A 26,215-nucleotide genomic window follows, 5' to 3' on the forward strand; every position below is an offset into this window, starting at 1 on the left:
TTAGCGCTTGCCTTTATCTTTCTTGGCTACGTGGCCACGGAAGTTACGCGTAGGCGCAAACTCACCGAGCTTATGACCGACCATGTTTTCGGTCACGTATACCGGAATAAATTTATTGCCGTTGTGTACGGCGAATGTGTGGCCAACGAAATCCGGAGAAATCATAGAGCGGCGCGACCAAGTCTTCACCACTGATTTCTTACCGGCTTCATCCATTGCCGTTACTTTCTTCTCGAGCCGAAAATCAATGTACGGCCCTTTTTTTAGCGAACGTGCCATTGGTTATTTCTTGCCTTTACGGTTAACGATGAGCTGCTCGGAATACTTGTTCTTGTTACGGGTCTTCTGTCCTTTTGAGAAGATACCGTTACGGCTGCGTGGGTGACCACCCGACGACTTGCCTTCACCACCACCCATTGGGTGATCGACAGGGTTCATAGCTACACCACGAACGCGAGGACGACGGCCTAACCAACGATTACGACCAGCCTTGCCTAGACGCACATTCATGTGGTCACCATTCGAAACAGTGCCTACTGTAGCCATGCAGGTAACCAGTACCATGCGCATTTCACCAGAGGGCAATTTCAAAGTAGCATACTTGTCTTCGCGAGCTACAAGCTGCGCGTAAGTACCTGCTGAACGGGCCATAGCAGCACCGTTACCAGGCATCAGTTCAATATTGTGTACAATCGTACCGAGTGGCATTTCACGCAGAGGGAGCGTGTTGCCTACTTCAGGTGCTACACCAGGGCCCGAAACAATCGTAGCACCTACTGTCAAACCGGCGGGCGCGATAATATAGCGCTTTTCACCGTCAGCGTAGTTTACGAGTGCGATACGGGCAGTGCGGTTCGGATCGTACTCAATCGTCTTCACCGTGGCTGGAACACCAGCTTTGTCACGTTTGAAGTCGATAACACGATACTTCGCTTTGTGTCCACCGCCAATATAGCGGTTCGACATCTTACCCGAATTGTTACGGCCACCAGAGTTTTTGAGGGGTGCCAACAGCGACTTCTCCGGCGTCGACGTCGTAATCTCGTCGAATGCCGGGGCGATGCGGAAGCGCTGACCCGGTGATGTTGGTCTTAGTTTTTTGAGTGCCATTACTATAGCTGGTTTGCTCGATCAGAAGGCTTAGATACCGCTGTAGAAGTCGATTACGTCGCCTTCTTTCACCGTTACAATAGCCTTTTTGCCATGAGGACGACGGCCGCTTACGGCACCGCCTTTCGTGAACTTCGATTTTACTTTACCATTCGTGCGGATGGTGCTAATGCCCGTAACCGTCACGCCGTAAAATTGCTCGATGTCCTTCTTGATTTGAACCTTGTTAGCCGTACGGGTCACTTCAAACACGTACTGGCCTTTTTCGTTCAGGCTAGTAGCCTTTTCGGTTACAACCGGTTTTTTCAGCGTGCTCATTATTCAGCAGAGGTATAAAGTTGTTCTAAAGACTTCAGACCATCTTCTGACAACAGCAGGGTGTCAGTATTCAGTAAGTCGTGCGTATTTAAAGCTACTGGAGTAGCCACGCTTACTTTCTGAAGATTGCGAGCCGACAGAACAACGTTCTTGTCAACTTCACCAGTTACTAACAAGGTCTTCTTGCCATTATCCAGCTTCAGACCAGCTAAGATGTTCGCGAAATCTTTCGTCTTCGGAGCCGACAGCGTGATGTTCTCTACAAGAGAAATTTTGCCATCTTTCGCCAGTGAGCTGAGAGCAGACAGACGAGCTAGACGTTTGGTTTTCTTGTTAAGTTTGAAGCCGTAATCGCGTGGCTGTGGACCGAAAACACGGCCACCACCGATGAATACAGGCGACTTCATGCTACCAGCACGAGCACCGCCCGTACCCTTCTGCTTCTTCAGCTTCTTGGTCGTGCCGCTTACTTCGTTGCGCTGCTTCGCTTTATGCGTTCCTTGACGTTGGTTAGCCAAGTACTGCTTCACGTCGAGATACATGACGTGCTCATTCGGCTCAAGACCGAAAATAGCGTCCGACAGGGTCACTTTGCGACCAGTGTCTTCGCCTTTAATGTTATATACTGACAGTTCCATCTCGCGTTATTTTTCCAGGACTACGTAAGAGTTCTTCGCGCCGGGAATCGAGCCGCTCACCACAATCAGGTTTTTGTCGGCCACGATGCGCATCACCTTCAGGTTCTGCACTTTCACACGGTCGTTACCCATACGGCCACCCATGCGCATTCCTTTGAAAACGCGAGAAGGCCAAGAGCAGGCACCGATGGAACCGGGGTGACGGCCGCGGTTGTGCTGGCCGTGCGTTTGACCACCTACACCGGCAAAGTTGTAGCGCTTCACAACGCCTTGAAAACCTTTACCTTTTGAGGTGCCTACTACGTCTACGAACTCACCTTCTTCGAATAGATCAGCTTTCAACTCGCTGCCAGCCGAATAGCTAGTTACGTCATCAACGCGAAACTCGACGAGCTTCTTCTTGGGAGTAGTACCGGCTTTGGCGAAGTGGCCAGCCAGCGCTTTTGTGGTATTTTTCGCTTTTTTCTCGCCGTAGCCGAGTTGAACAGCGGTATAACCGTCGTTCTCTAGCGTTTTCACCTGCGTCACTACGCACGGACCCGCCTCAATGAGGGTGCAGGGAACATTCTTCCCGTCCGGAGTGAAGAGGCTTGTCATACCGATTTTTTTACCGATGATGCCAGGCATTCTATTGGATGTTTATGAAAAAGACACAGTGAAAACGCCCAAATAGCGTTTTCGTAATGGGAGTGCAAAGATAGGGAAAGTTTTTGTAAGAAGCCAGCATGTCTCTAAAATATTTCTATACTTAACCTGTCAGTTTATCACTAACAATCAAATACTTTACTATGCCAGAAACTGTCTTATTCTCTTCTTGATCTCATGATAATACCATCAAGAGAGTAACTCATATTATGTGAAAATTTGCATAAAAAAGGAAGTCCGATCAACTGTAATAGTTGATCGGACTTCCCTTCCTAATTAGTCGGAGAAATTAAATTCTCAGACTTTGATTTCAACGTCGACACCGCTAGGTAACTCTAGCTTCATGAGAGCATCCACTGTCTTCGATGAGGTCGAGTAAATGTCTACAAGACGCTTGTAGGTGCAGAGCTGGAACTGCTCGCGTGACTTCTTGTTCACGTGGGGCGAGCGAAGTACAGTGAACTTCTCCTTGTTTGTAGGCAGTGGGATAGGGCCGCTAACAACAGCGCCCGTCGCCTTTACCGCCTTCACAATCTTCTCCGACGATTTGTCCACCAAGTTGTGGTCGTAGGATTTGAGTTTGATGCGAATTTTCTGGTTCATTTCTGTGATGTGAAAGCGGAATTAACGAATGGCATTACCTTTTTGCTTGGCGATGATACCATCAGCCAAGTTGTTAGGTACCTGATCGTAGTGCGAAAAGGTTAGTGAGGCTGAAGCACGACCTGACGTGATAGTACGCAATGAGGTTACGTAACCGAAAAGCTCTGACAGAGGAACGTCAGCTTTCACTACGTTAGCACCGCCTTTGGTATCCATACCCTTCATAATGCCACGACGGCGGTTCAGGTCACCCGTTACGGAGCCGGTGTACTCGTCTGGTGTTACCACTTCTACCGCCATAATTGGCTCAAGCAACTTAGGTCCAGCTTGACGAGCAGCATCGCGGAATCCACCACGCGCAGCAAGTTCAAACGAGAGAGCATCGGAGTCTACATCGTGATACGAACCGTAGAACAAACGCACCTTCATGTTATCTAAGGGGAAGCCAGCCAATGGGCCGTTTTTCATAGCTTCTTCAAAACCCTTTTGTACCGGTGCGATAAATTCGCGGGGGATTACACCACCCGTGATATCGTTCACGAACTCTAGGCCAGGTTTCTCCGGATCGGTTTCTTTCGGACCGAGTTCGAATACAATGTCGCCGAACTTACCACGGCCACCTGTCTGTTTCTTATACGTTTCGCGATGTTCTACTTTCTTAGTTAGAACCTCCTTATATGCAACCTGTGGAGCACCTTGGTTGATTTCAACCTTGAACTCACGACGCATACGGTCAATGATAATCTCAAGGTGTAGCTCACCCATACCACGCAATACAGTCTGTCCCGTTTCAGGGTCAGTTTGTACCGACAGGGTAGGATCTTCTTCTACAAGTTTGGCAATAGCCATACCCATTTTGTCAACGTCAGCCTGAGTTTTTGGCTCAATAGCGTAACCGATAACGGGCTCAGGGAACGACATCGACTCTAGTACTAAAGGCTTACCTTCAGCAGTCAGCGTATCACCAGTCTTAATGTCTTTGAAGCCTACACCAGCAGCAATATCACCCGCCTGAATTTTTTCTATTGGGTTCTGCTTATTGGAGTGCATCTGCATCAGACGCGAGATGCGCTCTTTCTTCTGCGTACGGTTGTTGAACACGTACGAGCCAGCATCAAGTTGACCGCTGTAGCAACGGAAGAAGCATAGACGTCCTACGAAAGGGTCAGTAGCAATCTTAAATGCTAGTGCAGTGAAAGGCTCATCATTATCAGGGTGACGCTCTACCTCTTCACCGGTATCAGGGTTTGTACCGATAACAGCAGGCATATCTAGTGGAGATGGAAGATAGGCCATTACGCCATCCAGCATCGACTGCACACCTTTGTTTTTGAAAGCTGAACCGCACATTACGGGCGAGAACTTCATATCAATAACCGCCTGACGGATAACAACCATCATTTCTTCACGGGTAATGCTCTCCGGATCTTCGAAGAACTTCTCCAATAGACGGTCGTCGTATTCAGCTACGCTTTCAATCAGCTTTTGACGCCATTCAGCTACGGTATCTACCAAATCCTCAGGAACCGGAATCTCATGATAGGATTTGCCTTGAGTAGCGTCATCCCACACGATAGCTTTACCAGTTAGCAGGTCAACTACGCCCTTGAACGTGTCCTCAGCACCAATCGGGATTTGCAATGGTACTGGGGTAGCACCTAGCTTCTCCTTAATTTCGTTAACTGCCTTGAAGAAGTCAGCACCAGCGCGGTCCATCTTGTTAACGAAACAGATGCGAGGTACTTTATACTTGTCAGCCTGACGCCATACTGTTTCCGACTGTGGCTCTACACCCGACACAGCGCAAAACAATGCTACAGCACCGTCTAACACGCGCAACGAGCGCTCTACCTCTACCGTAAAGTCAACGTGACCCGGGGTATCGATGAGGTTGATTTTGTATTGTTTGGTATCAGGAGTTGGGTCGCCTTGCTCGTTCGTAGGATAGTTCCAGAACGTAGTAGTTGCGGCCGAGGTAATGGTGATACCGCGCTCCTGCTCCTGCTCCATCCAGTCCATCGTGGCAGCACCTTCGTGCACTTCCCCGATTTTATGGGTTTTGCCGGTATAGTAGAGAATGCGCTCCGAAGTCGTGGTCTTACCGGCGTCGATGTGCGCCATAATCCCGATGTTCCGGAGGAATTGCAGGTCTTTATTAACAGCCATTGCTTTATTAAGTGTTATTTAAGGGCTTAGGGTCTTGGGCACCTAGTAAGCTTCAAAGAGAAAACTAAGTTCCTAAGACCCTAAGTCCTTAACAACGATTTAGAATCGGAAGTGCGAGAAGGCTTTGTTGGCTTCAGCCATACGGTGGGTGTCATCTTTTTTCTTGACAGCAGCACCTTCGCCTTTAGCGGCAGCAATAATTTCACCAGCCAGCTTGTCTTTCATGGTTTTCTCACCACGACGACGAGCATACTGGATCAACCACTTCGAACCAACAGCAATGCGACGGTCAGCGCGAACTTCGATCGGCACTTGGAAGGTAGCACCGCCTACACGGCGACTCTTCACTTCTACAGTTGGCATCACGTTGTTCAGGGCTTTACGCCACATTTCCAGACCACTTTCCTTCGTACGCTGCTCAACTAGCTCGCAGGCATCGTAGAAAATAGTGTAGGCTAGGTTTTTCTTTCCGTCATACATCATGTAGTTGACGAAACGGGTTACCAGCGTCTCCTTGTATTTGGGATCAGGCAGGAGAATGCGCTTCTTCGGTTTTGACTTTCTCATAGTATCAGAAGTGAGTAAAGAGAAGTGAGAAGTGAGATAAGAGCCATAGTTTGGCACTCACCTCTCACTTCCAACTACTCATCTCTTAGTATTTACTTTTTCTTACCTGGTGCTGGTTTGCCGCCTTTGCCGGCTGCGGGAGCTTGGCCTGGCTTCGGACGCTTAGCACCATACTTCGAACGACGCTGCAAACGGCCGTTTACACCAGCGGTATCGAGAGCGCCACGGATGATGTGGTAACGCACACCTGGCAAGTCTTTCACACGGCCACCACGGATCAGCACGATGCTGTGCTCCTGCAGGTTGTGGCCTTCACCGGGAATGTAGGCGTTAACTTCTTTGCCGTTGGTCAGGCGCACACGGGCAACTTTACGCATAGCCGAGTTCGGCTTCTTAGGCGTAGTGGTGTATACACGGGTGCAAACGCCGCGGCGCTGCGGGCACGCATCAAGGGCCGGCGACTTTGACTTCGTCGTCAGCTTCTCGCGGCCTTTACGTACTAATTGGTTAATGGTAGGCATCTACGGAATGGTTTGTCCAGGAGGGTCTTCTCCCAAAAAATTAGGCTTGCAAAGGTAGAGAAAGTGTTTTGAAATAGCAAACAGGTTGAAATAGTTTGTCTTAGAGAAATCACGAGAATATCTCCTCATAATCTTTCATTCTTTCCTTACCCCTACCCTATCACACGAAAAGCAGCGTTACAGCTTCCGAGTAACGAGGAATTTATCCCCCACTGCGTGACTGTCTGCTGGCTATGCTTCCCCCATTGTCCCTCCGAAATTCATCGGGAAACTTGGCATCTCGGGTTGCGAGTTGATGGGGCCAAATGTCTGCTCAAAGCGCTCCACGTTATCGGCCAGTGCAGCAAGCAAACGCTTAGCATGCTCTGGCGTGATGACAATACGAGCTTTCACTTTGGCTTTGGGTAAGCCTGGCATCAACCGAATGAAGTCAATTACGAACTCGCTACTGCTGTGCGCAATCATTGCTAGGTTGGCATACTGCCCTTCTGCAATATCTTCCGGTAGCTCTATGTTGATGGCGTTGGGGTCTTGGGGGACGTTAGGATCTGGTTGGTTCTGATGGTTTGCCATTGCTCTCTATTGGGATGTTTTTGCTCATAACATCTTTTATACTCGCATAGGTAGCGGGACCAAATATTATCAGAACTGCTATGTAAACTGATAAATGCACTTGTTCACTTCCTATTACGCTTTCCACGAATGATAAAAGTAAGCTGAACAAGCAGAATACACAGACGCTTGCCAGACATAGAGTTATAAAAAAGTGGAATATTCTATCGCAGAAGTAGAGTATATGCGTCATAATGCAAAGAAAACAAAACGGCCGGTCGGATTACTCCAACCGGCCGTTTCTTATGTAAGCTTTAACCGGATTATTCCGATACCGACTCACGCTTGGCACGTGACGCCCGCTTGGGAGCTACGACTTCTTCAGTTGCCCGAGCGTTCTGCAACGCTTCGAGTTCCTCCTTCGAGCCTACTACCTGGCGCGTGTATTCGCGCAAGCCAGTACCGGCCGGAATGAGGTGACCTACGATTACGTTCTCCTTCAAGCCCAGCAGTTCGTCGGCCTTGCCACGGATGGCAGCTTCCGACAGCACTTTAGTCGTTTCTTGGAAGGAAGCAGCCGAGATGAATGACTGTGTACCTAGCGAAGCCTGTGTGATACCCTGGAGGGTAGGACGCGATACAGCGGGCTGAGCCTCCCGTACCTCCACCAGTTTCAAGTCACGACGACGGAGCGACGAGTTTTCATCGCGCAGCTTACGAGCCGATACAATCTGGCCGGGGCGCATATTGGTCGAATCGCCGGCTTCCGTTACCACCTTCATGTCGATGATGGTATCGTTCTCCTCCATGAAAATCACCTTGTCTATTACTTGGTGCTCCAAGAAGCTAGTGTCGCCTGCATCGAGAATCACAACTTTCTGCATCATCTGGCGCACTACCACCTCAATGTGCTTATCGTTGATTTTTACACCCTGCAAACGGTACACTTCCTGAATCTCGTTCACGAGGTACTCTTGCACTGCGCCTGGACCCTGAATGCTCAGAATGTCGTTCGGAGTGATAGCACCATCGGAAAGCGGCATACCGGCCCGGATAAAGTCGTTGTCCTGCACTAGAATGTGCTTCGACAGCGGCACCATGTATTTCTTCTTCACGCCGTCTTTCGACTCAACGAAGATTTCACGGTTACCACGCTTCACCGTACCGTAGCTCACTACACCATCAATTTCCGATACAACGGCCGGGTTTGAGGGGTTACGAGCTTCGAATAGTTCCGTAACGCGAGGTAGACCACCGGTAATGTCGCGGGTCTTACCCACGGCACGCGGAATCTTAGCGAGGATGTAACCTGCTTTGATTTTCTGACCATTCTCCACGTTCAAGTGAGAGCCTACTGGTACACTGTAGCCTTTCTGAGACTCGTCAGCGTCCTTCTTGCCCGACTTAACGATGATAGACGGGTTCTGGGTCTTGTCGCGTGACTCGATGATTACCTTCTCACGGTGACCTGTCTGCTCGTCCGATTCTTCACGGTAGGTTACGCCTTCCGTAATCGAATCGTACTGAATCGTACCGTCAAACTCAGCCAGAATTACCGCGTTATACGGATCCCAGTTATTGAGCTCTTGGCCTTTTTCTACCTGCTGACCTTCGTCGACGAGCAGGAAAGAGCCATATGGGATGTGGTGCGAGATAAACACTTTACCAGTACCTGGCTCCACAATACGAATCTCGCCCGAACGGCCCATCACAACTTTCACTGACTCGCCTTCGGCGTTGGCAGTGTCTACTGTGCGAACATCTTCGAATTCGATAACACCATTGAACTTAGCACGTGTGCTAGCTTCTACCGCAATGTTAGAAGCCGTACCACCTACGTGGAAGGTACGCAGCGTCAACTGGGTACCAGGCTCACCGATTGACTGAGCAGCAATAACACCTACCGCTTCACCCTTTTGGACCATACGGCCCGACGACAGGTTACGGCCGTAGCACTTAGCGCAAATACCACGCTTCGATTCGCAGGTCAGTACCGAACGGATTTCCACCGATTCGATGCTGGTCTGATCGATGCGACGCGTCACCTCTTCGGTGATTTCGTCGCCAGCTGTCAGGATTACTTCGTCGGATAGCGGATCGATGATGTCGTGCACTGCTACCCGACCCAAGATACGCTCAGCCAATGACTCTACGATGTCCTCGTTGTCTTTCAATGCGAAAGTCTCGATGCCACGCAGTGTGCCGCAGTCTACTTCATTTACGATAACGTCCTGCGATACGTCTACTAGACGACGCGTCAGGTAACCGGCGTCAGCCGTTTTCAGAGCAGTATCGGCTAGACCCTTACGAGCACCGTGGGTAGAGATGAAGTACTCGATTACATCTAAACCTTCTTTGAAGTTAGACAGAATCGGGTTTTCGATAATCTCCCCTACCGAACCCTGCAACGACTTCTGCGGCTTGGCCATCAGACCCCGCATACCGCCGAGCTGACGAATTTGCTCGCGCGAGCCACGGGCACCGGAGTGCATCATCATGTAAATCGAGTTGAAGCCCTGGTTCTCCTTTTCGAGGCGACCCATGAGGGTTTCAGTGATTTGGTTGTTGATGCGCGTCCAGATGTCGATAACTTGGTTGTAACGCTCGTTGTCCGTAATCAGACCCATCTGGTAGTTCTGGGTTACGGCCTTCACGTCGTTCTGAGCTTGCAGAATCAGTTCGTCCTTCTCCTGTGGAATCTGGATATCACCCAGACCCATCGACAGACCACCTTTGTAAGCCGACTGGAAACCCAGCGTCTTGATGTCGTCGAGGAACTGCGCGGTACGGGCCATACCGGTCCGCTTGAACACCAGCGAGATGATCTGCTGAAGCTTCTTCTTAGTCAGCAACTCGTCTACGAAACCTACCTCCTCAGGCACAAGCTGGTTGAACAGCACGCGACCAGCAACGGTTTCGATGATTTTGGTAACGAGGTTATCTTCTTCATCACGAACCTTCGTGCGCACCTTGATATAGGCGTGCTTCGAAAGCTGCTTTTCGTTGATGGCAATTACTACCTCTTCATCCGAATAGAACATCCGGCCTTCGCCTTGGATTTTCTCTTCGTCAGTTGAGCGCTTGCCTTTGGTCACATAGTACAGACCCAGAACCATGTCCTGCGACGGTACCGCGATAGGCGCGCCGTTGGCTGGGTTCAGGATGTTATGCGAAGCCAGCATGAGCATAGAGGCTTCCAAGATAGCAGCAGGTCCCAAAGGAACGTGCACAGCCATCTGGTCACCGTCAAAGTCAGCGTTGAAGGCTGTACAAACAAGTGGGTGCAGCTGGATAGCCTTACCCTCGATGAGACGCGGCTGGAACGCTTGGATACCCAGACGGTGCAAGGTAGGAGCACGGTTCAGGAGAACAGGGTGGCCTTTCAGCACATTCTCCAGAATATCCCATACCACAGCGTCCTTACGGTCTACAATCTTCTTCGCTGATTTTACCGTTTTCACAATGCCGCGCTCAATAAGCTTGCGGATGATGAATGGTTTGAACAGCTCAGCAGCCATGTTCTTGGGTAGACCGCACTCGTGCAGCTTCAACTCAGGTCCTACCACAATAACCGAACGACCAGAGTAGTCGACGCGCTTACCGAGCAAGTTTTGGCGGAAGCGGCCCTGCTTGCCTTTCAGCATATCAGACAGCGACTTCAGCGCACGGTTACCCTCAGCACGCACGGCATTCACTTTACGTGAGTTGTCGAACAGCGAGTCTACAGCTTCCTGGAGCATGCGCTTCTCGTTCCGCAGAATCACCTCAGGAGCCTTGATTTCAATCAGGCGCTTGAGACGGTTGTTGCGGATGATAACGCGGCGGTACAGGTCATTCAAGTCAGAGGTAGCAAAACGGCCACCATCCAACGGCACGAGTGGACGCAACTCCGGCGGAATCACCGGCACCATGCGGATTACCATCCACTCGGGCTTGTTCTCAATGCGGGTAGCGGCATCACGGAACGCTTCCACTACGCGCAGACGCTTCAGAGCCTCAGCCTTCCGCTGCTGCGATGTTTCGTGGGCAGCTGAGTCACGCAGAGAGTAAGACAGCTCATCCAAGTTGGTACGCTCGAGCAGCATTTGCAGCGCATCGGCACCCATCTTGGCGATGAATTTGTTTGGATCTTCGTTAGGCAGCATCTGGTTCTCGCGGGGGAGACGGTCGATGATGTCCAGGTACTCGTCTTCCGTGAGGAAGTCAAGTTGCTGTACGCCTTCTTCAGCCAGAATACCTGGCTGCACGACAGCGTAACGCTCGTAATAGATAATCTGGTCGAGCTTCTTAGTGGGTAGGCCCAGCAGATAGCCGATCTTATTAGGTAAGGACTTAAAGTACCAGATATGCGCAACGGGCACCACCAATTCGATGTGGCCCATCCGCTCCCGGCGTACTTTCTTCTCGGTTACCTCCACACCGCAACGGTCGCAGATGATACCCTTGTAGCGAATCCGCTTGTATTTGCCGCAGTGGCATTCCCAGTCCTTCACCGGACCGAAGATTCGCTCGCAGAATAGACCGCCCATTTCGGGCTTGTACGTCCGGTAGTTGATCGTCTCAGGTTTCACTACTTCACCGTTCGACCGCTCCAAAATGGATTCGGGCGAAGCCAGCGAAATGGTAACTTTCGAGAAGTCCTGTACCAGTTTCTTGTTTTTTGCAAACGCCATGTAGGGTAGCTGTTGTTAGCTGTTGGCTTGTATCTGTTTGTTGGTTCCGCTAGTCTTAAGACAGGTCGGAAAGAACATAACAGTTCGACTCTGCGAAAAGTGCTCTGAGGGTCGGATAGGTACGCCGCGCAGTAGTTTTCCGCCAGGTCTTACTAGTTGGTTGATTCAAAAGCTGAATCGAATTGCGGCCAACTACCACCGAGGATGAATGCTGTTCTGACCATATCTCGGAACAACGCCGGCAGCGGCTGTTATCGGTTTCCCGAACCGCGGGTATTCTAACTGACTTGAAAAGTGGCTGCCGATACCGAAATATCAGCAGCCACCGCTTTCAAACTTTAGTCAAGCGTGATTTCCAAAGCCAGACCGCGCAACTCATGAATGAGTACGTTGAAGGACTCGGGGATATTCGGCTTGGGCAGTACGTCGCCTTTTACAATTGCTTCATACGCCTTGGCACGGCCAATCACGTCATCCGACTTCACTGTGAGGATTTCCTGTAGCACATTGGATGCACCGAAGGCCTCCAACGCCCACACTTCCATCTCACCGAAGCGCTGACCACCAAACTGCGCCTTACCACCCAGCGGCTGCTGCGTGATGAGGGAGTACGGCCCGATAGAACGAGCGTGCATCTTATCGTCAACCAAGTGACCCAGCTTCAGCATGTAGATCACACCGACCGTTACAGGCTGGTCAAACCGGTCACCCGATAAGCCATCGTGGAGATAAGCACGACCCCAATCAGGCAGGCCAGCTTCGGTCAGTTCTTTCGCTACTTCATCTTCGGTAGCACCGTCGAAAATTGGGGTAGCATAAGTGCGACCCATTTTCAACCCGGCCCAGCCAAGAACGGTCTCGTAGATCTGACCGATGTTCATGCGGCTTGGTACACCTAGCGGGTTCAGCACAATGTCCATCGGCGTGCCATCGGGTAGGAAAGGCATGTCCTCGTCGCGTACAATACGGGCTACTACACCCTTATTACCGTGACGACCAGCCATCTTATCCCCTACCTTCAGCTTACGCTTTTTGGCGATGTATACCTTGGCCAACTGCACGATACCAGCAGGCAACTCGTCGCCTACCTCCAACGTGAATCGGTCGCGCTTGAAGCGGGCTGTGATAGTATTGCGACGCTTCGCATAGTTTTTCACTAGCTCAGCCAACATGCTATTCACCTTCTCGTCGGCTGTCCAGCCTTCCAAGATAAGGTCTTTGAACATGTTCACCTCTTCTGGCACAGCGTAGTTGCTTTCGTCCTTATAAGGATTCTTGTCAGGGAAGAGAGCATCGGTGATGTTCTTCTTGCCAAACTTGGCACCTTTCGTCAGGATCTCGTCGCCAAACTTGTGCTTCACGCCCTGCGACGTTTTGCCGTCGAGCAATTGCACCAGTTTGTCGATCATCACAGCTTTCACGCCACGAAGCTCTTTAGCGTAAGAGTCCTTCAACTCTTCCACTTCCTTCTTCGACTTGGCACGTAGATTCTTATCCTTTTTCGGACGCGAGAACAGCTTAGTGCCAATTACTACCCCATTCAAAGATGGCGGCGCCTTAAGCGAGGCATCTTTCACATCGCCGGCTTTGTCACCAAAGATGGCGCGGAGTAGCTTCTCTTCCGGGGTAGGATCCGTTTCACCTTTCGGTGTAATCTTACCGATGAGAATGTCGCCTTCACGAACTTCAGCACCCAAACGGATGATACCGTTATCGTCAAGATTGCGCACAGCTTCTTCACTTACGTTCGGAATCTCCGACGTCAGCTCTTCTTCGCCGCGCTTAGTCTCACGCACTTCCAATTCAAACTCCTCAATGTGAATAGAAGTGAAGATATCGTCGCGCACTACCCGCTCCGAGATGACAATAGCATCCTCAAAGTTATAACCCTGCCATGGCATAAAGGCCACCTGCATGTTGCGTCCAAGTGCTAACTCGCCGTTGTTAGTGCCGTAGCCTTCACACAGCGGCTCTCCTTTGCTCACGCGCTGACCGCGCTTCACAATAGGTGAAAGGTTGATGCAAGTATCTTGGTTCGTGCGACGGAACTTGATCAGATCGTAGGTGATACGCTCCGCATCAAAGCTCACGAGGATGTCATCAGCCGTCAGATCATATTTCACAATGATCTTGTTGGCATCTACATAATCGATTACCCCGTTACCTTCAGCTACTACCAACGTCCGCGAATCGATTGCCACACGGCCTTCCAGGCCTGTACCAACGATAGGTGCAGTCGCTTTCAGCAACGGTACAGCCTGACGTTGCATGTTCGAACCCATCAGGGCACGGTTAGCATCGTCGTGTTCGAGGAAAGGAATCAGCGAAGCAGCTACCGATACAATCTGGTTCGGTGCTACGTCCATGTAGCTATACTCGTCAGGACCTACTACCGGGAAGTCACCCTCGAAACGGCCTTTCACCAGCTCGTTTACGAAGTTACCCGAATCATCCAAACGAGCGTTTGCCTGCGCGATATGGTGGGTATCTTCTTCCTCAGCCGTCAGATACTTCACGTTCTCGGTCATGTCGACCTTACCGCTTTCTACTGTACGGTAAGGCGTCTCAATGAAGCCCATCGAGTTTACGCGAGCGTGCACACACAGCGACGAAATTAGACCGATATTCGGACCTTCAGGCGTCTCGATAGTGCACAAACGACCGTAGTGGGTATAGTGTACGTCACGTACTTCGAAACCAGCACGCTCCCGCGACAGACCTCCTGGCCCCAGTGCCGATACGCGACGCTTGTGCGTCACCTCGGCCAGTGGGTTGGTTTGGTCCATAAACTGCGACAGTTGGTTAGTGCCGAAGAACGAGTTGATAACCGACGACAAAGTCCGGGCGTTGATCAGATCAACCGGTTTGAAGTCTTCGTTATCACGCACGTTCATGCGCTCCTTGATAGTACGCGCCATACGAGCAAGGCCTACCCCAAATTGGGCATAGAGCTGCTCCCCTACTGTGCGTACCCGGCGGTTGCTCAAGTGGTCAATGTCATCGACAATGGCCTTCGAGTTGATCAACCCGATCAGGTATTTCACGATGAGTACGATATCCTCGTTGGTCAGCACACGAGCTTCCCAGTTGGTATCGATACCCAGCTTCTTATTGATACGGTAGCGACCTACGTCGCCAAGGTCGTAGCGCTTATCCGAGAAGAACAGTTTTTGGATGATGTCGCGAGCCGTCTCTTCGTCAGGTGCTTCCGTATTGCGGAGCTGACGATAGATTTGCTCTACAGCTTCCTTCTCCGAGTTCGAGTTGTCTTTCTGCAGCGTATTGTAAATAATTGCGTAGTCCGCAATATTCACGTTCTCGCGGTGCAGAATAACGGACTTCGTACCCGAGTTAATGATGGTATCTATATCCTCTTCCTCAATGGTTGAGTCACGCTCTAGCAACACCTCATTCCGGTCGATAGAAACTACCTCACCGGTATCTTCGTCTACGAAGTCTTCAGTCCAAGTACGGAGTACCCGAGCTGCCAGCTTACGGCCTACTGCCTTCTTCAGGATCTTCTTATCGGCCTTTACCTCTTCCGACAATCCGAACAGATCCAAAATGTCTTTGTCGGTACCATAACCGATAGCACGCAATAGGGTAGTAACCGGGAATTTCTTCTTCCGGTCAATGTATGCATACATCACGTTGTTCACGTCCGTAGCAAATTCAATCCACGAACCTTTGAACGGAATGATACGAGCAGAATACAGCTTCGTACCGTTGGTATGCTTGCTTTGCGCGAAGAATACACCCGGCGAACGGTGCAACTGAGATACAATTACACGTTCTGCTCCGTTAATGACAAAAGAGCCTTTTTCGGTCATGTATGGGATATTTCCCAAAAACACTTCCTGCTCAATTGTCTCAAAATCTTCGTTGTCCGTATCATTACAGATAAGGCGCAACTTTGCTTTAAGTGGCACCGAATAAGTCAGGCCACGGTCAATACATTCATCTACCGAATATTTCGGTGGGTCAATGTGATAATCGATAAACTCCAGAACGAAGTTTTCGCGCGAGTCCGAAATGGGGAAGTTCTCCGCGAACACCTTGAACAACCCTTCATCGGTGCGGTTCTCGGCGGCCGTCTCCAACTGGAAGAAATCCTGGAACGACTGCAACTGCACGTCCAGGAAATCCGGATACTCAATAACCTTTTTAATCTTGGCGAAGTTGATCCGCTCGTAGGCTTTCTGCAAAGCCGTTTCTTTCGGTGTAGCCAATGGGTAGGGGTTTATAAAATGGACACTGAGAGGGCACTTGATAACTCAACTACAGCCCTATGCGTTTAGCCACGAAAAGCCGCAAAGCGGCGCGTAAAAGGACTTTCGTAAAGTTTATTACCTACAAACAGGAAAAGACCTGGCTTAGTTGCCAGGCCTATCCTTATTTGTGAGGTAAGATGCTAGGCAGCAGAATTACTTAACTTCTACTTCAGCGCCAGCTTCTTCCAGTTGCTTCTTCAGCGAATCGGCTTCGTCTTTAGCCACGCCTTCTTTCAGAGGCTTAGGAGCACCGTCAACCAGTTCTTTGGCTTCTTTCAGACCCAGACCGGTAAGGTCTTTCACCAGCTTAACAACAGCCAGTTTCTGACCACCAGCAGCCTTCAGGATTACATCGAACGACGTTTTCTCCTCAGGAGCCTCAGCAGCAGCAGCGCCACCACCAGCAGCAGCTACAGGAGCAGCAGCAGCCGGCTCGATGCCGTACTCGTCTTTCAGGATAGTAGCCAGTTCGTTTACTTCTTTCACCGTCAGGCTAACGAGCTGCTCAGCGAATGCTTTCAAATCTGCCATTTCTGTAGATTGTTAAAAAAGAGTTGTTGAATTATAAATTGAAAGTGAAAAAGATGAGCAGCGGTTAGCCTGCAACCTCTTCTTTTTCGGAAAGCGTTTTGAGGAGACCAGCCAGAATGTTGCCACCGCTCGACAGAGCAGAAATAACATTTTTGGCGGGCGACTGCAGAAGGCCAATAACCTCACCAATAAGCTCGTTTTTGCCTTTCAGCGTCGAGAGCGTATCCAGTTGATTAGCGCCGATGTAGATGCTTGCATCAATGTAAGCACCTTTAAATGCGGGCTTTGGCTCTACGTTCTTGCCGTAGTTCTGCGCCTTGTAGAAATCCTTTAGCAATTTGCCAGGAGCATTACCAGCCTCTTTCGAGAACAGTACGCCCGACTGGCCTTTCAGAGCTACGTCCATTTCTGCAGTGTCACCGCCGAGAGTATCGAGGGCTTTGCGGATGAACGTATTCTTATAGACCTTATATTCCAGACCGCGCGTGAAGCACAGGCGACGGAACTCGTTGATTTTTGCCACCGACATTCCCGAAGCATCGGCAATGTAGAACGCGTTGTGCGATTGAAACTTCTCGCTCAACTCGTCGACGAGGGCTTGTTTTTCTTCCCGGGTCATATCGTTTTGATTGTAGTTTAAGCGGAAGTAACCGAAGTATCAACCGGAACGGCTGGGCTCATCGTGCTCGACAGCGTGATGCTCTTGATGTAAGTTCCTTTAGCCGAAGAGGGCTTCAGGCGCTGCAGCGTTTGAATAACCTCGATAGCATTTTCAGCTAGCTTTTGGTCATCAAAAGACACCTTACCTACTGAGCAGTGAATGATACCGGTTTTGTCAACTTTAAAGTCGATTTTACCAGCTTTCACTTCTTGTACTGCTTTCGCTACATCAGTCGTTACCGTACCCGACTTAGGGTTTGGCATTAGACCACGAGGACCCAATACCCGGCCCAAACGGCCAACCTTAGCCATTACAGCAGGCATCGTGATGATAACGTCGATATCCGTCCAACCTTTCTCGATTTTCGATATGTAGTCGTCCAGACCAACGAAATCAGCACCAGCAGCCGTAGCTTCAGCTTCCTTATCGGGAGTTACTAGAGCCAGTACACGAACAGTTTTACCAGTACCGTGGGGCAACGTAGCTACGCCACGCACCATTTGGTCGGCTTTACGGGGGTCAACGCCCAGACGAACATCGATATCAACAGAAGCGTCGAATTTGGTATAGGTGATATCCTTTACCACTTTAGCAGCTTCTACCAGATTACGAACCTGCGTCAGGTCGTGCTTAGCAAGGGCTTCCTTGCGCTTTTTGCTAACTTGTGCCATGTTGATTCTGCTTCGTTTAATTAGTTAGCGAAAGGAGAATCCCCTTTGATGGTGATACCCATGCTGCGAGCCGTGCCGGCTACCTGGCGCATAGCTGCTTCCACTTCGAAAGCATTCAGGTCAGGCATTTTAGTTTCGGCAATGGTGCGAACCTGGTCCCACGATACCGAGCCTACCTTGTTGCGGTTGGGCTCTTTCGAACCGCTCTGGAGCTTTGCAGCGTCCATCAGCAGTACGGGCACCGGTGGTGTCTTCACCACGAAGTCGAACGACTTATCGGTGTACATGGTAATCAGTACCGGACAAACTTGGCCAGCCTTATCCTGGGTCCGCGCATTGAACTGCTTGCAGAACTCCATGATGTTAAGGCCTTTGCTACCAAGTGCAGGTCCTACCGGCGGTGCAGGGTTTGCAGCGCCTCCCTTTATCTGAAGCTTCAGATAACCTCTAATTTCCTTGGCCATTTGGTTTAAAAAGGCTTCCGTTCCTTGCGTGGTAACACACGCGAAACGTCAGTTGAAAAGTGCTCCTGTGTGGAAGCCCCGCCGGTCGGAGCGAATAACCAGCGACGTATTGTATATACAGTCTTAAGACTCTTTCTCTACCTGGGTGTAACTCAACTCCATGGGAGTGCTTCGGCCAAATATCTTCACGATAACGTTGAGCTTCTTCCGCTCTTCGAATACCTCGGAAACCGTACCAGAGAAGCCGTTGAAATTGGTATCTATGATTTTCACCAAGTCTCCTACGATGAATGGAGTTTCCAGCGTAGCTGTCTGCTCTTCCGTCTCGTCCACGATACCCAGAATACGGTTTACCTCTGACATACGAAGCGGTACTGGTTTGCCAGCTGTATTCTTCCCCTCATTCTCACTCAGGAAACCAATCACACCGGGCGTACTTGTGATGATGTGGTCCACTTCACCATGCGATAAGTCAGCATGGATCAGAATATAGCCAGGGAAGAAATTACGCTCACGTACACGCTTCTTACCGTTACGCATCTCGTAAACCTTCTCTGCTGGAATCAGCACTTCAGGTACCAGATCAGAAAGCCCATGGCGTCCTATCTCTGTCTCAAGATACGTTTTGGCTTTCTTTTCTTGCCCACTTACGGAGCGTACTACGTACCACTTCAACTCTCCCATCTCTTCTGCTTGTTAACGGAATGAGTTGTAAAATGCTTCCAGACCCGTTTTAAAAATGATATCCATGATACCAACGACAGCAGCAAATACCAGCGAACCAATAAGCACCAAACCAGCACTCTTCTGTAATTCCGACGAAGTTGGCCACGTTACTTTGTAACGCATTTCCTCCGTGGTATCGCTAAAATATTTCGTCAGCTTGCTCATGGTTAGGACCGGGTTTGGCTGAAATAGATGCGGTCTAATGACCAAGTAAAGCACGGGCGGAGAGATTCGAACTCCCATCAAAGGTTTTGGAGACCTCTATTCTACCCTTGAACTACGCCCGTAGAATATTTCCCAGCAAACTTTCGTTTTAATTGGGAGTGCAAATGTACAGCAATCTATAGACAAAACAAATCCGCCCCCGAAAAAATCGGAGGCGGATTGTCTTAATTCAGAGATTAGTCGAGGATTTCGGTCACCTGACCGGCACCTACCGTACGGCCACCTTCGCGGATAGCGAAACGCAGGCCTTTCTCCATCGCTACCTTGTTGATCAGTTCAACCGTGATAGTGATGTTGTCGCCAGGCATTACCATTTCAACACCTTCGGGCAGCGTAATGATACCCGTTACGTCAGTGGTGCGCAGGTAGAACTGGGGACGGTAGTTGTTGAAGAACGGGGTGTGACGACCGCCTTCTTCTTTCGACAGAACGTATACCTCAGCCTTGAACTTTTTGTGAGGAGTTACCGAGCCGGGCTTGCAGATAACCATACCACGACGGATGGCTTCTTTCTCAATACCACGGAGCAATAGACCTACGTTGTCACCGGCTTCGCCACGGTCCAGAATCTTGCGGAACATCTCAACACCAGTCACAGTCGACTTCAGACCTTCAGCACCCATGCCGAGGATGTCAACTTGCTCACCCGAGTTGATGATACCACGCTCGATACGACCAGTAGCAACCGTACCGCGACCCGTGATAGAGAATACGTCCTCTACGGGCATCAGGAAGGGCAGGTCGGTCAGACGAGCTGGGATTGGAATGTACGAGTCAACAGCAGCCATCAGTTCCTCGATCTTAGGAACCCAGTTAGCGTCGCCGTTCAGGCCACCCAGAGCAGAGCCTTGGATTACAGGAATGTTATCACCGTCGAAGTCATAGAACGACAGCAGTTCACGGATTTCCATTTCCACCAGCTCGAGGAGCTCGGGGTCATCCACCATGTCTACTTTGTTCATGAATACTACCAGCTGAGGAACACCTACCTGGCGAGCCAGCAGGATGTGCTCACGGGTTTGAGGCATCGGACCATCGGTGGCAGCTACCACGAGGATAGCACCGTCCATCTGGGCAGCACCCGTTACCATGTTCTTCACGTAGTCAGCGTGACCAGGGCAGTCAACGTGTGCGTAGTGACGATTTTCGGTAGCGTACTCTACGTGGGCAGTGTTAATCGTGATACCACGCTCTTTTTCTTCAGGAGCGTTGTCGATCGACGAGAAGTCACGCTTAGCGGCCAGACCTTTGTTCGCCAGTACCGTCGTGATAGCAGCAGTCAGGGTGGTTTTGCCGTGGTCGACGTGCCCGATCGTACCGATGTTCACGTGCGGTTTGGAACGATCAAAATTTTCTTTAGCCATTGTAAAGAGATTAGAGGAATTTTGTAGTAAAGTGGGGAAAAACGCGGTGAAGCTATACTCAAAGAAAGCGAAACACAGCTCCGTTTAGTAGGGACTGCACGTCGCTTTACTCTATCCATAGCGCCAACTACTCAATTGTTGTGTAGGTTGGTACTCGTCATTCTGAGCCATTTATGGGATTTGAACCCATGACCTCTTCCTTACCAAGGAAGTGCTCTACCACTGAGCTAAAACGGCTAATATTGTTTGAAACCTAAACGTCTCACAGAAAACGGCAGCAACCTGCTTGATCGTTTGATTTCACTTTCACAGTGTGAAAATAAAGAGCGGGAGACGAGGTTCGAACCCGCGACCTGCAGCTTGGAAGGCTGCCGCTCTACCAACTGAGCTACTCCCGCGTAGAAGTAATTTAATGATTTAGTGCCTGAGTGAAATCACTCAGGCACTAAATCATTATTTCACTGTGGGGGTAACAGGACTCGAACCTATGAACCCGAAGGAGGTGAGTTACAGTCACCCGCAATTGCCGCTATGCGATACCCCCAGTTAAAAACGCTCCATCCGAGCTGTCTTTTTTACCCTTTTGATTCTATCGTTGTGCGGTAGCTTTCAAAAGGAGTTGCAAAATTAACGGGTTTCTGATGTAAGTCAAGCCCTACCTCCAGAAAGAGCTAATATTTTTTTTTGCTATCGTATCCTTACTTGCCTTTATGTAAGCGATAAGACTTTGATTCTGTTTTAGATGCTGTATCGTTTTGCCCGGCCTAACAATCTGAAAAAATTATTGCAGCATCGTATAGATGGTAGCTAGATTCTTATCCTTTTCGCGGCTTCGGATGTCTTGCAGGGTAAGTTTTACACTGGGGCTGCTTGGCACCAGCATGCTTAATCCCTTGTATGCCCCAAGTCGAGCGTATTGATTGGGGTAGGAACGCGCAATTATTTCGAGGCGGGCAATGCCTTTATCGCGCTCTACTGGCGGCATGCGTAACATTAGCGTAGCGAAGTTTTGCAGGAATTGATATAGTGCTTCATTACGTACGTCGTTGCTTCGCCGTAAGAACCATTCATATTGATCTGCGGTGCCGTTGAGAGCGAAGTAATTGGATATAGCATCTATGAGCGCTGCATTTTTTGTTTCCTGAAGCGCCGTAATTTCCTTCAGTGAAGTGACGGTAGGAGCTTTAGCTAAGGCATTAATAGCAGCACTTGTTACCGTGTAAGAACTGTCCGTAAGAGCTGCGGTATACAATTGGCCGTAGTCTTCGTTTTGGAAGGAAGCCAGAGAGTTGATAGCGGCAGCTCGCACTTGAGTTTTAGGGTCTTTGGCAGCCACCTTTTGTAGATCTTTCCGTATGGCAGTCCCTTCTGAGCCTTTATAGCGTCGCAATGCCTCTACTGCTGTTTGTCGCACGGCCCAAAAGTCGTCGCTCAGCGCGTTGCGTAGCATGGCACTTACGGGCAACTCCATCGTCTTGCCGCGCAGAAGGGTAATAGCTTCGTACTTCTGTAGGAAGTTTTGCGCATGGTAGAATTGATACAGTAGCTCCTCCGTGGAGCGCTCTTCCTCTATTTCAGCCAACAATTGTCCAGTAGCATCAAACTTTACTAAAGCAGGTCGTTGACTGACTGGCAAAGCGAATGTTTGATCCGCTTTAGTGACTATGATACGATGATTGACCGGTTGATTATTAACCCATGTGGTAACCGTAACTGGCAATTGGTAGATGGGCGAGAAGGTAGAATCCTGTACCTGTCGCACCCGCAACGCTACTTGATTCCCGGCATAGGAATGCGTAATCTGCAACTCAGGGTGTCCCCGCTTTAGAAACCATTGGTCAAAGAACCACATCAAATCTTCGCCCGTCACTTCCTCAAAAGCAAGCCGAAGCTCCGCTATTTCTACAGACGAAAGCTTGTTGCGGGTTAAGTAACGGTTGAGCGAGGCGAAGAATGCTTCGTCGCCTACGTATTGCCGTAGCATGTGGAGCACCCGCCCCCCTTTGCTGTAGGAATGCCGGTCAAACATGTCCTCCCGGTCGGCATAATGGTAGCGAATGAGAGGCTCGCGTTTGGTCTGGGACTCTTCCAGGTAGGCCGTTAGCGCTTTTTGTTGTACCAAAGCTGCTTCAGCCGAACCATATTTGTGTTCAGCCCACAGGAACTCAGAATAGTCAGCGAAAGCCTCATTGAGTGGCAGGTTGGACCAAGACTCACTGGTTACGTAATCGCCAAACCACTGGTGGAACAACTCATGTGCTACCACAGACTCTGGCTCGTAAGTAATATCTAGTAGTTCGCGCGTTGTAAACTGAGTAAGCTTATCCTGAAATGTAGAAGCAGTCGTGTTTTCCATCGCCCCCGATACGAAATCATGTACTGCTACCTGCGCATATTTCTCCCAAGGAAACTCTACCCCCAGCTTGGTTGAAAAAAACTCCAGCATCTCAGGCGTATGGCCGAATACTGCTTTCGCCGTGGTGCTGTAGGGTGAGTCAACGAAGTACTCAACGGCTTTGCCTCGCCACGTATCACTAACAACAGCAAATTCACCCACAGCCAACATAGTAAGGTAGGGAGCAGCGGGTAGGACTTGCTTCCAAACGTCTGTGCGGGTGCCATCTGCGTTTTTGCGAGATGAAATCAGCAAACCATTGGATATGGTACGAAACTTATCCTCCACCGTCAGCGCAATCTCCTGGGTCATGCGTTGATTGGGCTTGTCGATGGTAGGAAACCAGGCTGAATTCGCCTCCGTTTCACCCTGGGTCCAGATTTGTCGAGGCTTGGTATTATCCGTACCGAGCGGGTTGATGAAGTACAGCCCCTTGTTGCTGGTAATAGCTGCGCTGCCGCTTGCTGGTAATTCGTTGGGCTTGGCAACGTAGCTGACCCGTACTTGGTAGGCCTCCGTGCGGGGGTAGCTACGATCCAATGTTATCGTCAGCTTTTGCTTGTCATAGGCGTAGGTGAGGTTTTTTTCCTTACCGTTTACCAATAGCCGCACCGATTTGACTTCGAAGCCCTTTGCATCAAGCACTACCTGGCTTTGGGGGTAGAAGTGCGGCCGTAACGTAAGCGTGGCTGTGCCCAGCAGCCACTGCTTTGCCCAGTCGAAACGCACATCTAGCTTAGTGTCCAGCACATTGGTAACAACTGTGGCCGCTGGTTGCACCGGATTATCTGGCGGGAGCCACGAAGGAATGATAACAATGTCCTGCTTCGGCGCGGCTACCGGAACCTCGTTGGCGGCCGGTGTTTTATGGCGCGTGCCGTTCTTATCGGTATCTGGTTTTCCGGCTTTGCCCGTCTGGGCTAAAGTAAGACCACTATGAAGCAGCATTACGCTAAGCAAGCCAAGAACTCGGTACTTCATGTAACTAATCAACGAGGGAATGAACCCTCAATTTCTGAATTTATTTCAAATTTGACCTATCTTTAAGCCCCTTTAGCTCGTCCTATTTCTTCCTTCTTTTATGCTACAGGTACAGACCGGTCCGGCCCAAAATTGGGAAGTTGATTTCCGTGCCAACGACAACATTCTGCTGAACGGTGAGCCTTTTGCATGGGACATTGTAGCACTCGGCCAACAACGATACCACATTTTGTATCGGGGTAGTTCTTTTGTTGCGGAAGTGTTGGAGGCAGACTATGCTACCAAGACAATTCGCTTGCAACTCAATGGCCAAATAGTAGAGATACAGGCAAAAGACCGCTTCGATCTGCTATTGGATAAGCTAGGAATGAGCGCTGCTGCCAGTCAAAAAATAAATGAGCTGAAGGCACCCATGCCGGGCCTGATTGTAGACGTGCGTGTAACTCCGGGACAATCTGTCCAGAAAGGCGACCCGCTGCTGGTGCTGGAAGCTATGAAGATGGAAAACATTCTGAAGGCTCCCGGCGATGGCACCATAGCGGCCATTAAGGTGAAGCTGCGCGATAACGTCACGAAGGGACAAGTATTGATTCAATTTTCGTAATGCAGTGGCCGGTGGATTTATTCTATCGGCCACTCGTTTTTTAATCTTAATATTTCCTCGTTTTGAAGTACAACCGAATCCTGCTGAAACTGAGTGGCGAGGCCCTGATGGGGGAGCAACAGTACGGCATTGACGCCGTGCGCCTCATGCAGTATGCCGAAGAGATAAAAGCCGTAGCAGCCACGGGCACACAGGTAGCCGTGGTGATTGGTGGGGGCAACATTTTTCGGGGAGTGCAGGCTGCTGCTTTCGGCCTCGACCGGGTGCAAGGCGACTATATGGGGATGTTGGCCACTGTTATTAATTCAATGGCCCTGCAAAGCGCGCTGGAGAAACTGGATGTAAGTACGCGTCTACTCTCTGGCCTTACCATCCAGCAAGTGTGTGAGCCTTACCTTCGGCGGCGGGCGTTGCGGCACCTAGAAAAAGGTCGGGTTGTGATTTTCGGCGCGGGCATTGGTTCGCCCTACTTCACCACGGACTCGGCGGCCTCGTTGCGTGCGATTGAAATAGAAGCCGATGTAGTCTTGAAAGGCACCCGCGTAGATGGCATTTATACGGCCGATCCGGAGAAAGATCCTACGGCGGTGCGCTACCCAGAAATTACTTTCGATGAGGTAATGGCCAAAAACCTTAACGTAATGGATATGACAGCCTTCACGCTGTGCAAGGAGAACAACCTGCCCATTATCGTGTTTGACATGAACAAAACCGGCAACCTACAACGCCTCATTGAAGGTGATACAATAGGTACGCTGGTAACCATGAAAGGCCCTAGTACCGTACAGAATCCGGGTGATAGTGAATTGCAGCCCATTCTGTAACTCCATACATTTCCGTTGAAAACGGACGGCCACCTCTTTTTATAGCTTTCATGCGTAACGAGCCGCCTGTTTTAACTTCTCAACCTAACCCTCTTAACCAATGGACGAAGAAATTCAGTTTTACCTAAGCGAAGCCGAAGAATCGATGGGTAAAGCCCTAGAACACACTGGCGTGGAACTAAGCCGCATTCGGGCGGGTAAAGCCAGCCCAGCCATGCTCGATTCGCTACGGGTAGACTATTATGGCACGCCTACCCCCATGGCGCAGGTGGCCAACATTTCGACGCCGGATGCCCGCACGCTTTTCATCAAGCCCTGGGAGAAAAACATGATTAGCGAGGTAGCCAAAGCTATTAAGAATAGCGACCTGGGCCTCAATCCACAATCCGATGCGGAAGGCGTACGGCTCAATATTCCGCCCATGACGCAAGAGCGTCGTCGCGACTTAGTGAAGCAAGTGAAAACCGAATCGGAAAGCGGCAAAGTGCGCATCCGGGGTATTCGCAAGGATGTAAATGACTCGTTGCGCAAACTGCTGAAAGAAGGCGCTTCTGAGGATGCTGTTAAAGATGCCGAAGCCAAAGTGCAAAAGGCTACTGATTCTTACATTGTGCGAGTAGATGAACTCGTTAGCAAGAAGGAAGCAGAAATTATGACTATCTGAGGACGCTTTTACGTCAATGAAAAAGCCCCCGCACCGAATAA

General features: G+C 50.1%; 23 protein-coding genes and 4 tRNA genes. 3 read left to right on the forward strand and 24 right to left on the reverse strand.

Going from position 1 to position 26,215, the window contains the following annotated elements:
• The 24 genes from rpsS to F1C16_RS14665 all read right to left on the reverse strand — a co-directional run bounded on the left by rpsS (position 1) and on the right by F1C16_RS14665 (position 24,094).
• The gene (gene rpsS / locus F1C16_RS14550; RefSeq protein ID WP_185281361.1) at positions 1–279 is read right to left on the reverse strand and encodes a 30S ribosomal protein S19; all 279 of its coding nucleotides are present in this window, start codon (positions 277–279) and stop codon (positions 1–3) included.
• A gap of 3 nt (positions 280–282) precedes the next feature.
• The gene (gene rplB / locus F1C16_RS14555; protein WP_185281362.1) at positions 283–1,110 is read right to left on the reverse strand and encodes a 50S ribosomal protein L2; all 828 of its coding nucleotides are present in this window, start codon (positions 1,108–1,110) and stop codon (positions 283–285) included.
• 30 nt (positions 1,111–1,140) lie between these two features.
• Positions 1,141–1,428: a 50S ribosomal protein L23 gene (rplW, locus tag F1C16_RS14560; protein WP_185281363.1), complete on the reverse strand. Its 288-nt coding sequence runs from the start codon at positions 1,426–1,428 to the stop codon at positions 1,141–1,143.
• Positions 1,428–2,066, reverse strand: coding sequence for a 50S ribosomal protein L4 (gene rplD, locus F1C16_RS14565; RefSeq protein ID WP_185281364.1), 639 nt, complete (start codon positions 2,064–2,066; stop codon positions 1,428–1,430). Before rplD ends, rplW begins: the two co-directional genes overlap by 1 nt.
• 6 nt (positions 2,067–2,072) lie before the next feature.
• Positions 2,073–2,693: a 50S ribosomal protein L3 gene (rplC, locus tag F1C16_RS14570; RefSeq protein WP_185281365.1), complete on the reverse strand. Its 621-nt coding sequence runs from the start codon at positions 2,691–2,693 to the stop codon at positions 2,073–2,075.
• A gap of 315 nt (positions 2,694–3,008) precedes the next feature.
• The gene (gene rpsJ, locus F1C16_RS14575) at positions 3,009–3,314 is read right to left on the reverse strand and encodes a 30S ribosomal protein S10 (protein ID WP_185281366.1); all 306 of its coding nucleotides are present in this window, start codon (positions 3,312–3,314) and stop codon (positions 3,009–3,011) included.
• A gap of 21 nt (positions 3,315–3,335) precedes the next feature.
• Complete coding sequence (gene fusA / locus F1C16_RS14580; RefSeq protein WP_185281367.1) at positions 3,336–5,480, reverse strand: elongation factor G; 2,145 nt, start codon at positions 5,478–5,480, stop codon at positions 3,336–3,338.
• A gap of 99 nt (positions 5,481–5,579) precedes the next feature.
• The gene (gene rpsG, locus F1C16_RS14585; RefSeq protein ID WP_044515484.1) at positions 5,580–6,047 is read right to left on the reverse strand and encodes a 30S ribosomal protein S7; all 468 of its coding nucleotides are present in this window, start codon (positions 6,045–6,047) and stop codon (positions 5,580–5,582) included.
• Positions 6,048–6,139: 92 nt separating this feature from the next.
• Entirely contained in the window at positions 6,140–6,568 is a 429-nt protein-coding gene (gene rpsL / locus F1C16_RS14590) for a 30S ribosomal protein S12 (RefSeq protein WP_185281368.1), read from the reverse strand.
• A 231-nt stretch (positions 6,569–6,799) separates the two neighbouring features.
• Positions 6,800–7,141 carry a DUF3467 domain-containing protein gene (locus tag F1C16_RS14595; RefSeq protein ID WP_185281369.1) on the reverse strand — a complete coding sequence of 114 codons (342 nt, stop codon included), beginning with the start codon at positions 7,139–7,141 and terminating at the stop codon, positions 6,800–6,802.
• A gap of 302 nt (positions 7,142–7,443) precedes the next feature.
• Complete coding sequence (gene rpoC, locus F1C16_RS14600; protein ID WP_185281370.1) at positions 7,444–11,793, reverse strand: DNA-directed RNA polymerase subunit beta'; 4,350 nt, start codon at positions 11,791–11,793, stop codon at positions 7,444–7,446.
• A gap of 338 nt (positions 11,794–12,131) precedes the next feature.
• A complete protein-coding gene (rpoB, locus tag F1C16_RS14605; protein ID WP_185284348.1) occupies positions 12,132–15,998 on the reverse strand; it encodes a DNA-directed RNA polymerase subunit beta in 3,867 nt (1,288 codons plus the stop codon).
• Positions 15,999–16,217: 219 nt separating this feature from the next.
• Positions 16,218–16,595 (reverse strand): 50S ribosomal protein L7/L12, encoded by a 378-nt coding sequence (gene rplL, locus F1C16_RS14610; RefSeq protein ID WP_185281371.1) that lies wholly within the window; start codon positions 16,593–16,595, stop codon positions 16,218–16,220.
• A 64-nt stretch (positions 16,596–16,659) separates the two neighbouring features.
• The gene (gene rplJ, locus F1C16_RS14615) at positions 16,660–17,214 is read right to left on the reverse strand and encodes a 50S ribosomal protein L10 (protein ID WP_185281372.1); all 555 of its coding nucleotides are present in this window, start codon (positions 17,212–17,214) and stop codon (positions 16,660–16,662) included.
• A gap of 17 nt (positions 17,215–17,231) precedes the next feature.
• Positions 17,232–17,927: a 50S ribosomal protein L1 gene (gene rplA / locus F1C16_RS14620; protein ID WP_185281373.1), complete on the reverse strand. Its 696-nt coding sequence runs from the start codon at positions 17,925–17,927 to the stop codon at positions 17,232–17,234.
• A 20-nt stretch (positions 17,928–17,947) separates the two neighbouring features.
• Positions 17,948–18,391: a 50S ribosomal protein L11 gene (gene rplK / locus F1C16_RS14625; protein ID WP_185281374.1), complete on the reverse strand. Its 444-nt coding sequence runs from the start codon at positions 18,389–18,391 to the stop codon at positions 17,948–17,950.
• Between the two features lie 123 nt (positions 18,392–18,514).
• Complete coding sequence (gene nusG, locus F1C16_RS14630; RefSeq protein ID WP_185281375.1) at positions 18,515–19,075, reverse strand: transcription termination/antitermination protein NusG; 561 nt, start codon at positions 19,073–19,075, stop codon at positions 18,515–18,517.
• A 12-nt stretch (positions 19,076–19,087) separates the two neighbouring features.
• Entirely contained in the window at positions 19,088–19,282 is a 195-nt protein-coding gene (gene secE, locus F1C16_RS14635; protein WP_185281376.1) for a preprotein translocase subunit SecE, read from the reverse strand.
• Between the two features lie 51 nt (positions 19,283–19,333).
• A tRNA-Trp gene (locus F1C16_RS14640) sits at positions 19,334–19,404 on the reverse strand.
• Between the two features lie 114 nt (positions 19,405–19,518).
• The gene (gene tuf, locus F1C16_RS14645) at positions 19,519–20,706 is read right to left on the reverse strand and encodes an elongation factor Tu (RefSeq protein WP_149069446.1); all 1,188 of its coding nucleotides are present in this window, start codon (positions 20,704–20,706) and stop codon (positions 19,519–19,521) included.
• A gap of 165 nt (positions 20,707–20,871) precedes the next feature.
• Positions 20,872–20,943 (reverse strand) — tRNA-Thr (locus F1C16_RS14650).
• Between the two features lie 88 nt (positions 20,944–21,031).
• Positions 21,032–21,104, reverse strand: a tRNA-Gly gene (locus tag F1C16_RS14655).
• A gap of 66 nt (positions 21,105–21,170) precedes the next feature.
• A tRNA-Tyr gene (locus F1C16_RS14660) sits at positions 21,171–21,250 on the reverse strand.
• A gap of 237 nt (positions 21,251–21,487) precedes the next feature.
• Positions 21,488–24,094, reverse strand: a complete 2,607-nt coding sequence (locus F1C16_RS14665) for a M1 family metallopeptidase (RefSeq protein ID WP_258048917.1) — start codon at positions 24,092–24,094, stop codon at positions 21,488–21,490.
• Positions 24,095–24,182: 88 nt separating this feature from the next.
• On the opposite strand from F1C16_RS14665, the gene F1C16_RS14670 reads away from it, so the two are divergent.
• From F1C16_RS14670 to frr, 3 genes are all read left to right on the forward strand, one after another.
• Positions 24,183–24,686 carry a biotin/lipoyl-containing protein gene (locus F1C16_RS14670; RefSeq protein WP_185281377.1) on the forward strand — a complete coding sequence of 168 codons (504 nt, stop codon included), beginning with the start codon at positions 24,183–24,185 and terminating at the stop codon, positions 24,684–24,686.
• A gap of 62 nt (positions 24,687–24,748) precedes the next feature.
• The gene (gene pyrH, locus F1C16_RS14675) at positions 24,749–25,510 is read left to right on the forward strand and encodes a UMP kinase (protein WP_185281378.1); all 762 of its coding nucleotides are present in this window, start codon (positions 24,749–24,751) and stop codon (positions 25,508–25,510) included.
• Positions 25,511–25,610: 100 nt separating this feature from the next.
• Positions 25,611–26,174: a ribosome recycling factor gene (frr, locus tag F1C16_RS14680; RefSeq protein ID WP_185281379.1), complete on the forward strand. Its 564-nt coding sequence runs from the start codon at positions 25,611–25,613 to the stop codon at positions 26,172–26,174.
• Positions 26,175–26,215 lie beyond the last annotated feature (41 nt).

It is taken from the genome of Hymenobacter sp. NBH84 (assembly GCF_014217645.1).
Classification (GTDB): Bacteria; Bacteroidota; Bacteroidia; order Cytophagales; family Hymenobacteraceae; genus Hymenobacter; species Hymenobacter profundi.

Coding starts and splice junctions, on each gene's coding strand:
- rplJ (WP_185281372.1), bottom strand. CDS start 17,214: ATGACCCGGGAAGAAAAACAAGCCCTCGTCGACGAGTTGAGCGAGAAG.
- F1C16_RS14595 (WP_185281369.1), bottom strand. CDS start 7,141: ATGGCAAACCATCAGAACCAACCAGATCCTAACGTCCCCCAAGACCCC.
- rplB (WP_185281362.1), bottom strand. CDS start 1,110: ATGGCACTCAAAAAACTAAGACCAACATCACCGGGTCAGCGCTTCCGC.
- frr (WP_185281379.1), top strand. CDS start 25,611: ATGGACGAAGAAATTCAGTTTTACCTAAGCGAAGCCGAAGAATCGATG.
- fusA (WP_185281367.1), bottom strand. CDS start 5,480: ATGGCTGTTAATAAAGACCTGCAATTCCTCCGGAACATCGGGATTATG.
- rplD (WP_185281364.1), bottom strand. CDS start 2,066: ATGGAACTGTCAGTATATAACATTAAAGGCGAAGACACTGGTCGCAAA.
- rpsL (WP_185281368.1), bottom strand. CDS start 6,568: ATGCCTACCATTAACCAATTAGTACGTAAAGGCCGCGAGAAGCTGACG.
- rpsJ (WP_185281366.1), bottom strand. CDS start 3,314: ATGAACCAGAAAATTCGCATCAAACTCAAATCCTACGACCACAACTTG.
- rpsS (WP_185281361.1), bottom strand. CDS start 279: ATGGCACGTTCGCTAAAAAAAGGGCCGTACATTGATTTTCGGCTCGAG.
- nusG (WP_185281375.1), bottom strand. CDS start 19,075: ATGGGAGAGTTGAAGTGGTACGTAGTACGCTCCGTAAGTGGGCAAGAA.
- F1C16_RS14670 (WP_185281377.1), top strand. CDS start 24,183: ATGCTACAGGTACAGACCGGTCCGGCCCAAAATTGGGAAGTTGATTTC.
- rplW (WP_185281363.1), bottom strand. CDS start 1,428: ATGAGCACGCTGAAAAAACCGGTTGTAACCGAAAAGGCTACTAGCCTG.
- rplA (WP_185281373.1), bottom strand. CDS start 17,927: ATGGCACAAGTTAGCAAAAAGCGCAAGGAAGCCCTTGCTAAGCACGAC.
- rpsG (WP_044515484.1), bottom strand. CDS start 6,047: ATGAGAAAGTCAAAACCGAAGAAGCGCATTCTCCTGCCTGATCCCAAA.
- rplC (WP_185281365.1), bottom strand. CDS start 2,693: ATGCCTGGCATCATCGGTAAAAAAATCGGTATGACAAGCCTCTTCACT.
- rpoC (WP_185281370.1), bottom strand. CDS start 11,793: ATGGCGTTTGCAAAAAACAAGAAACTGGTACAGGACTTCTCGAAAGTT.
- tuf (WP_149069446.1), bottom strand. CDS start 20,706: ATGGCTAAAGAAAATTTTGATCGTTCCAAACCGCACGTGAACATCGGT.
- secE (WP_185281376.1), bottom strand. CDS start 19,282: ATGAGCAAGCTGACGAAATATTTTAGCGATACCACGGAGGAAATGCGT.
- rplL (WP_185281371.1), bottom strand. CDS start 16,595: ATGGCAGATTTGAAAGCATTCGCTGAGCAGCTCGTTAGCCTGACGGTG.
- rplK (WP_185281374.1), bottom strand. CDS start 18,391: ATGGCCAAGGAAATTAGAGGTTATCTGAAGCTTCAGATAAAGGGAGGC.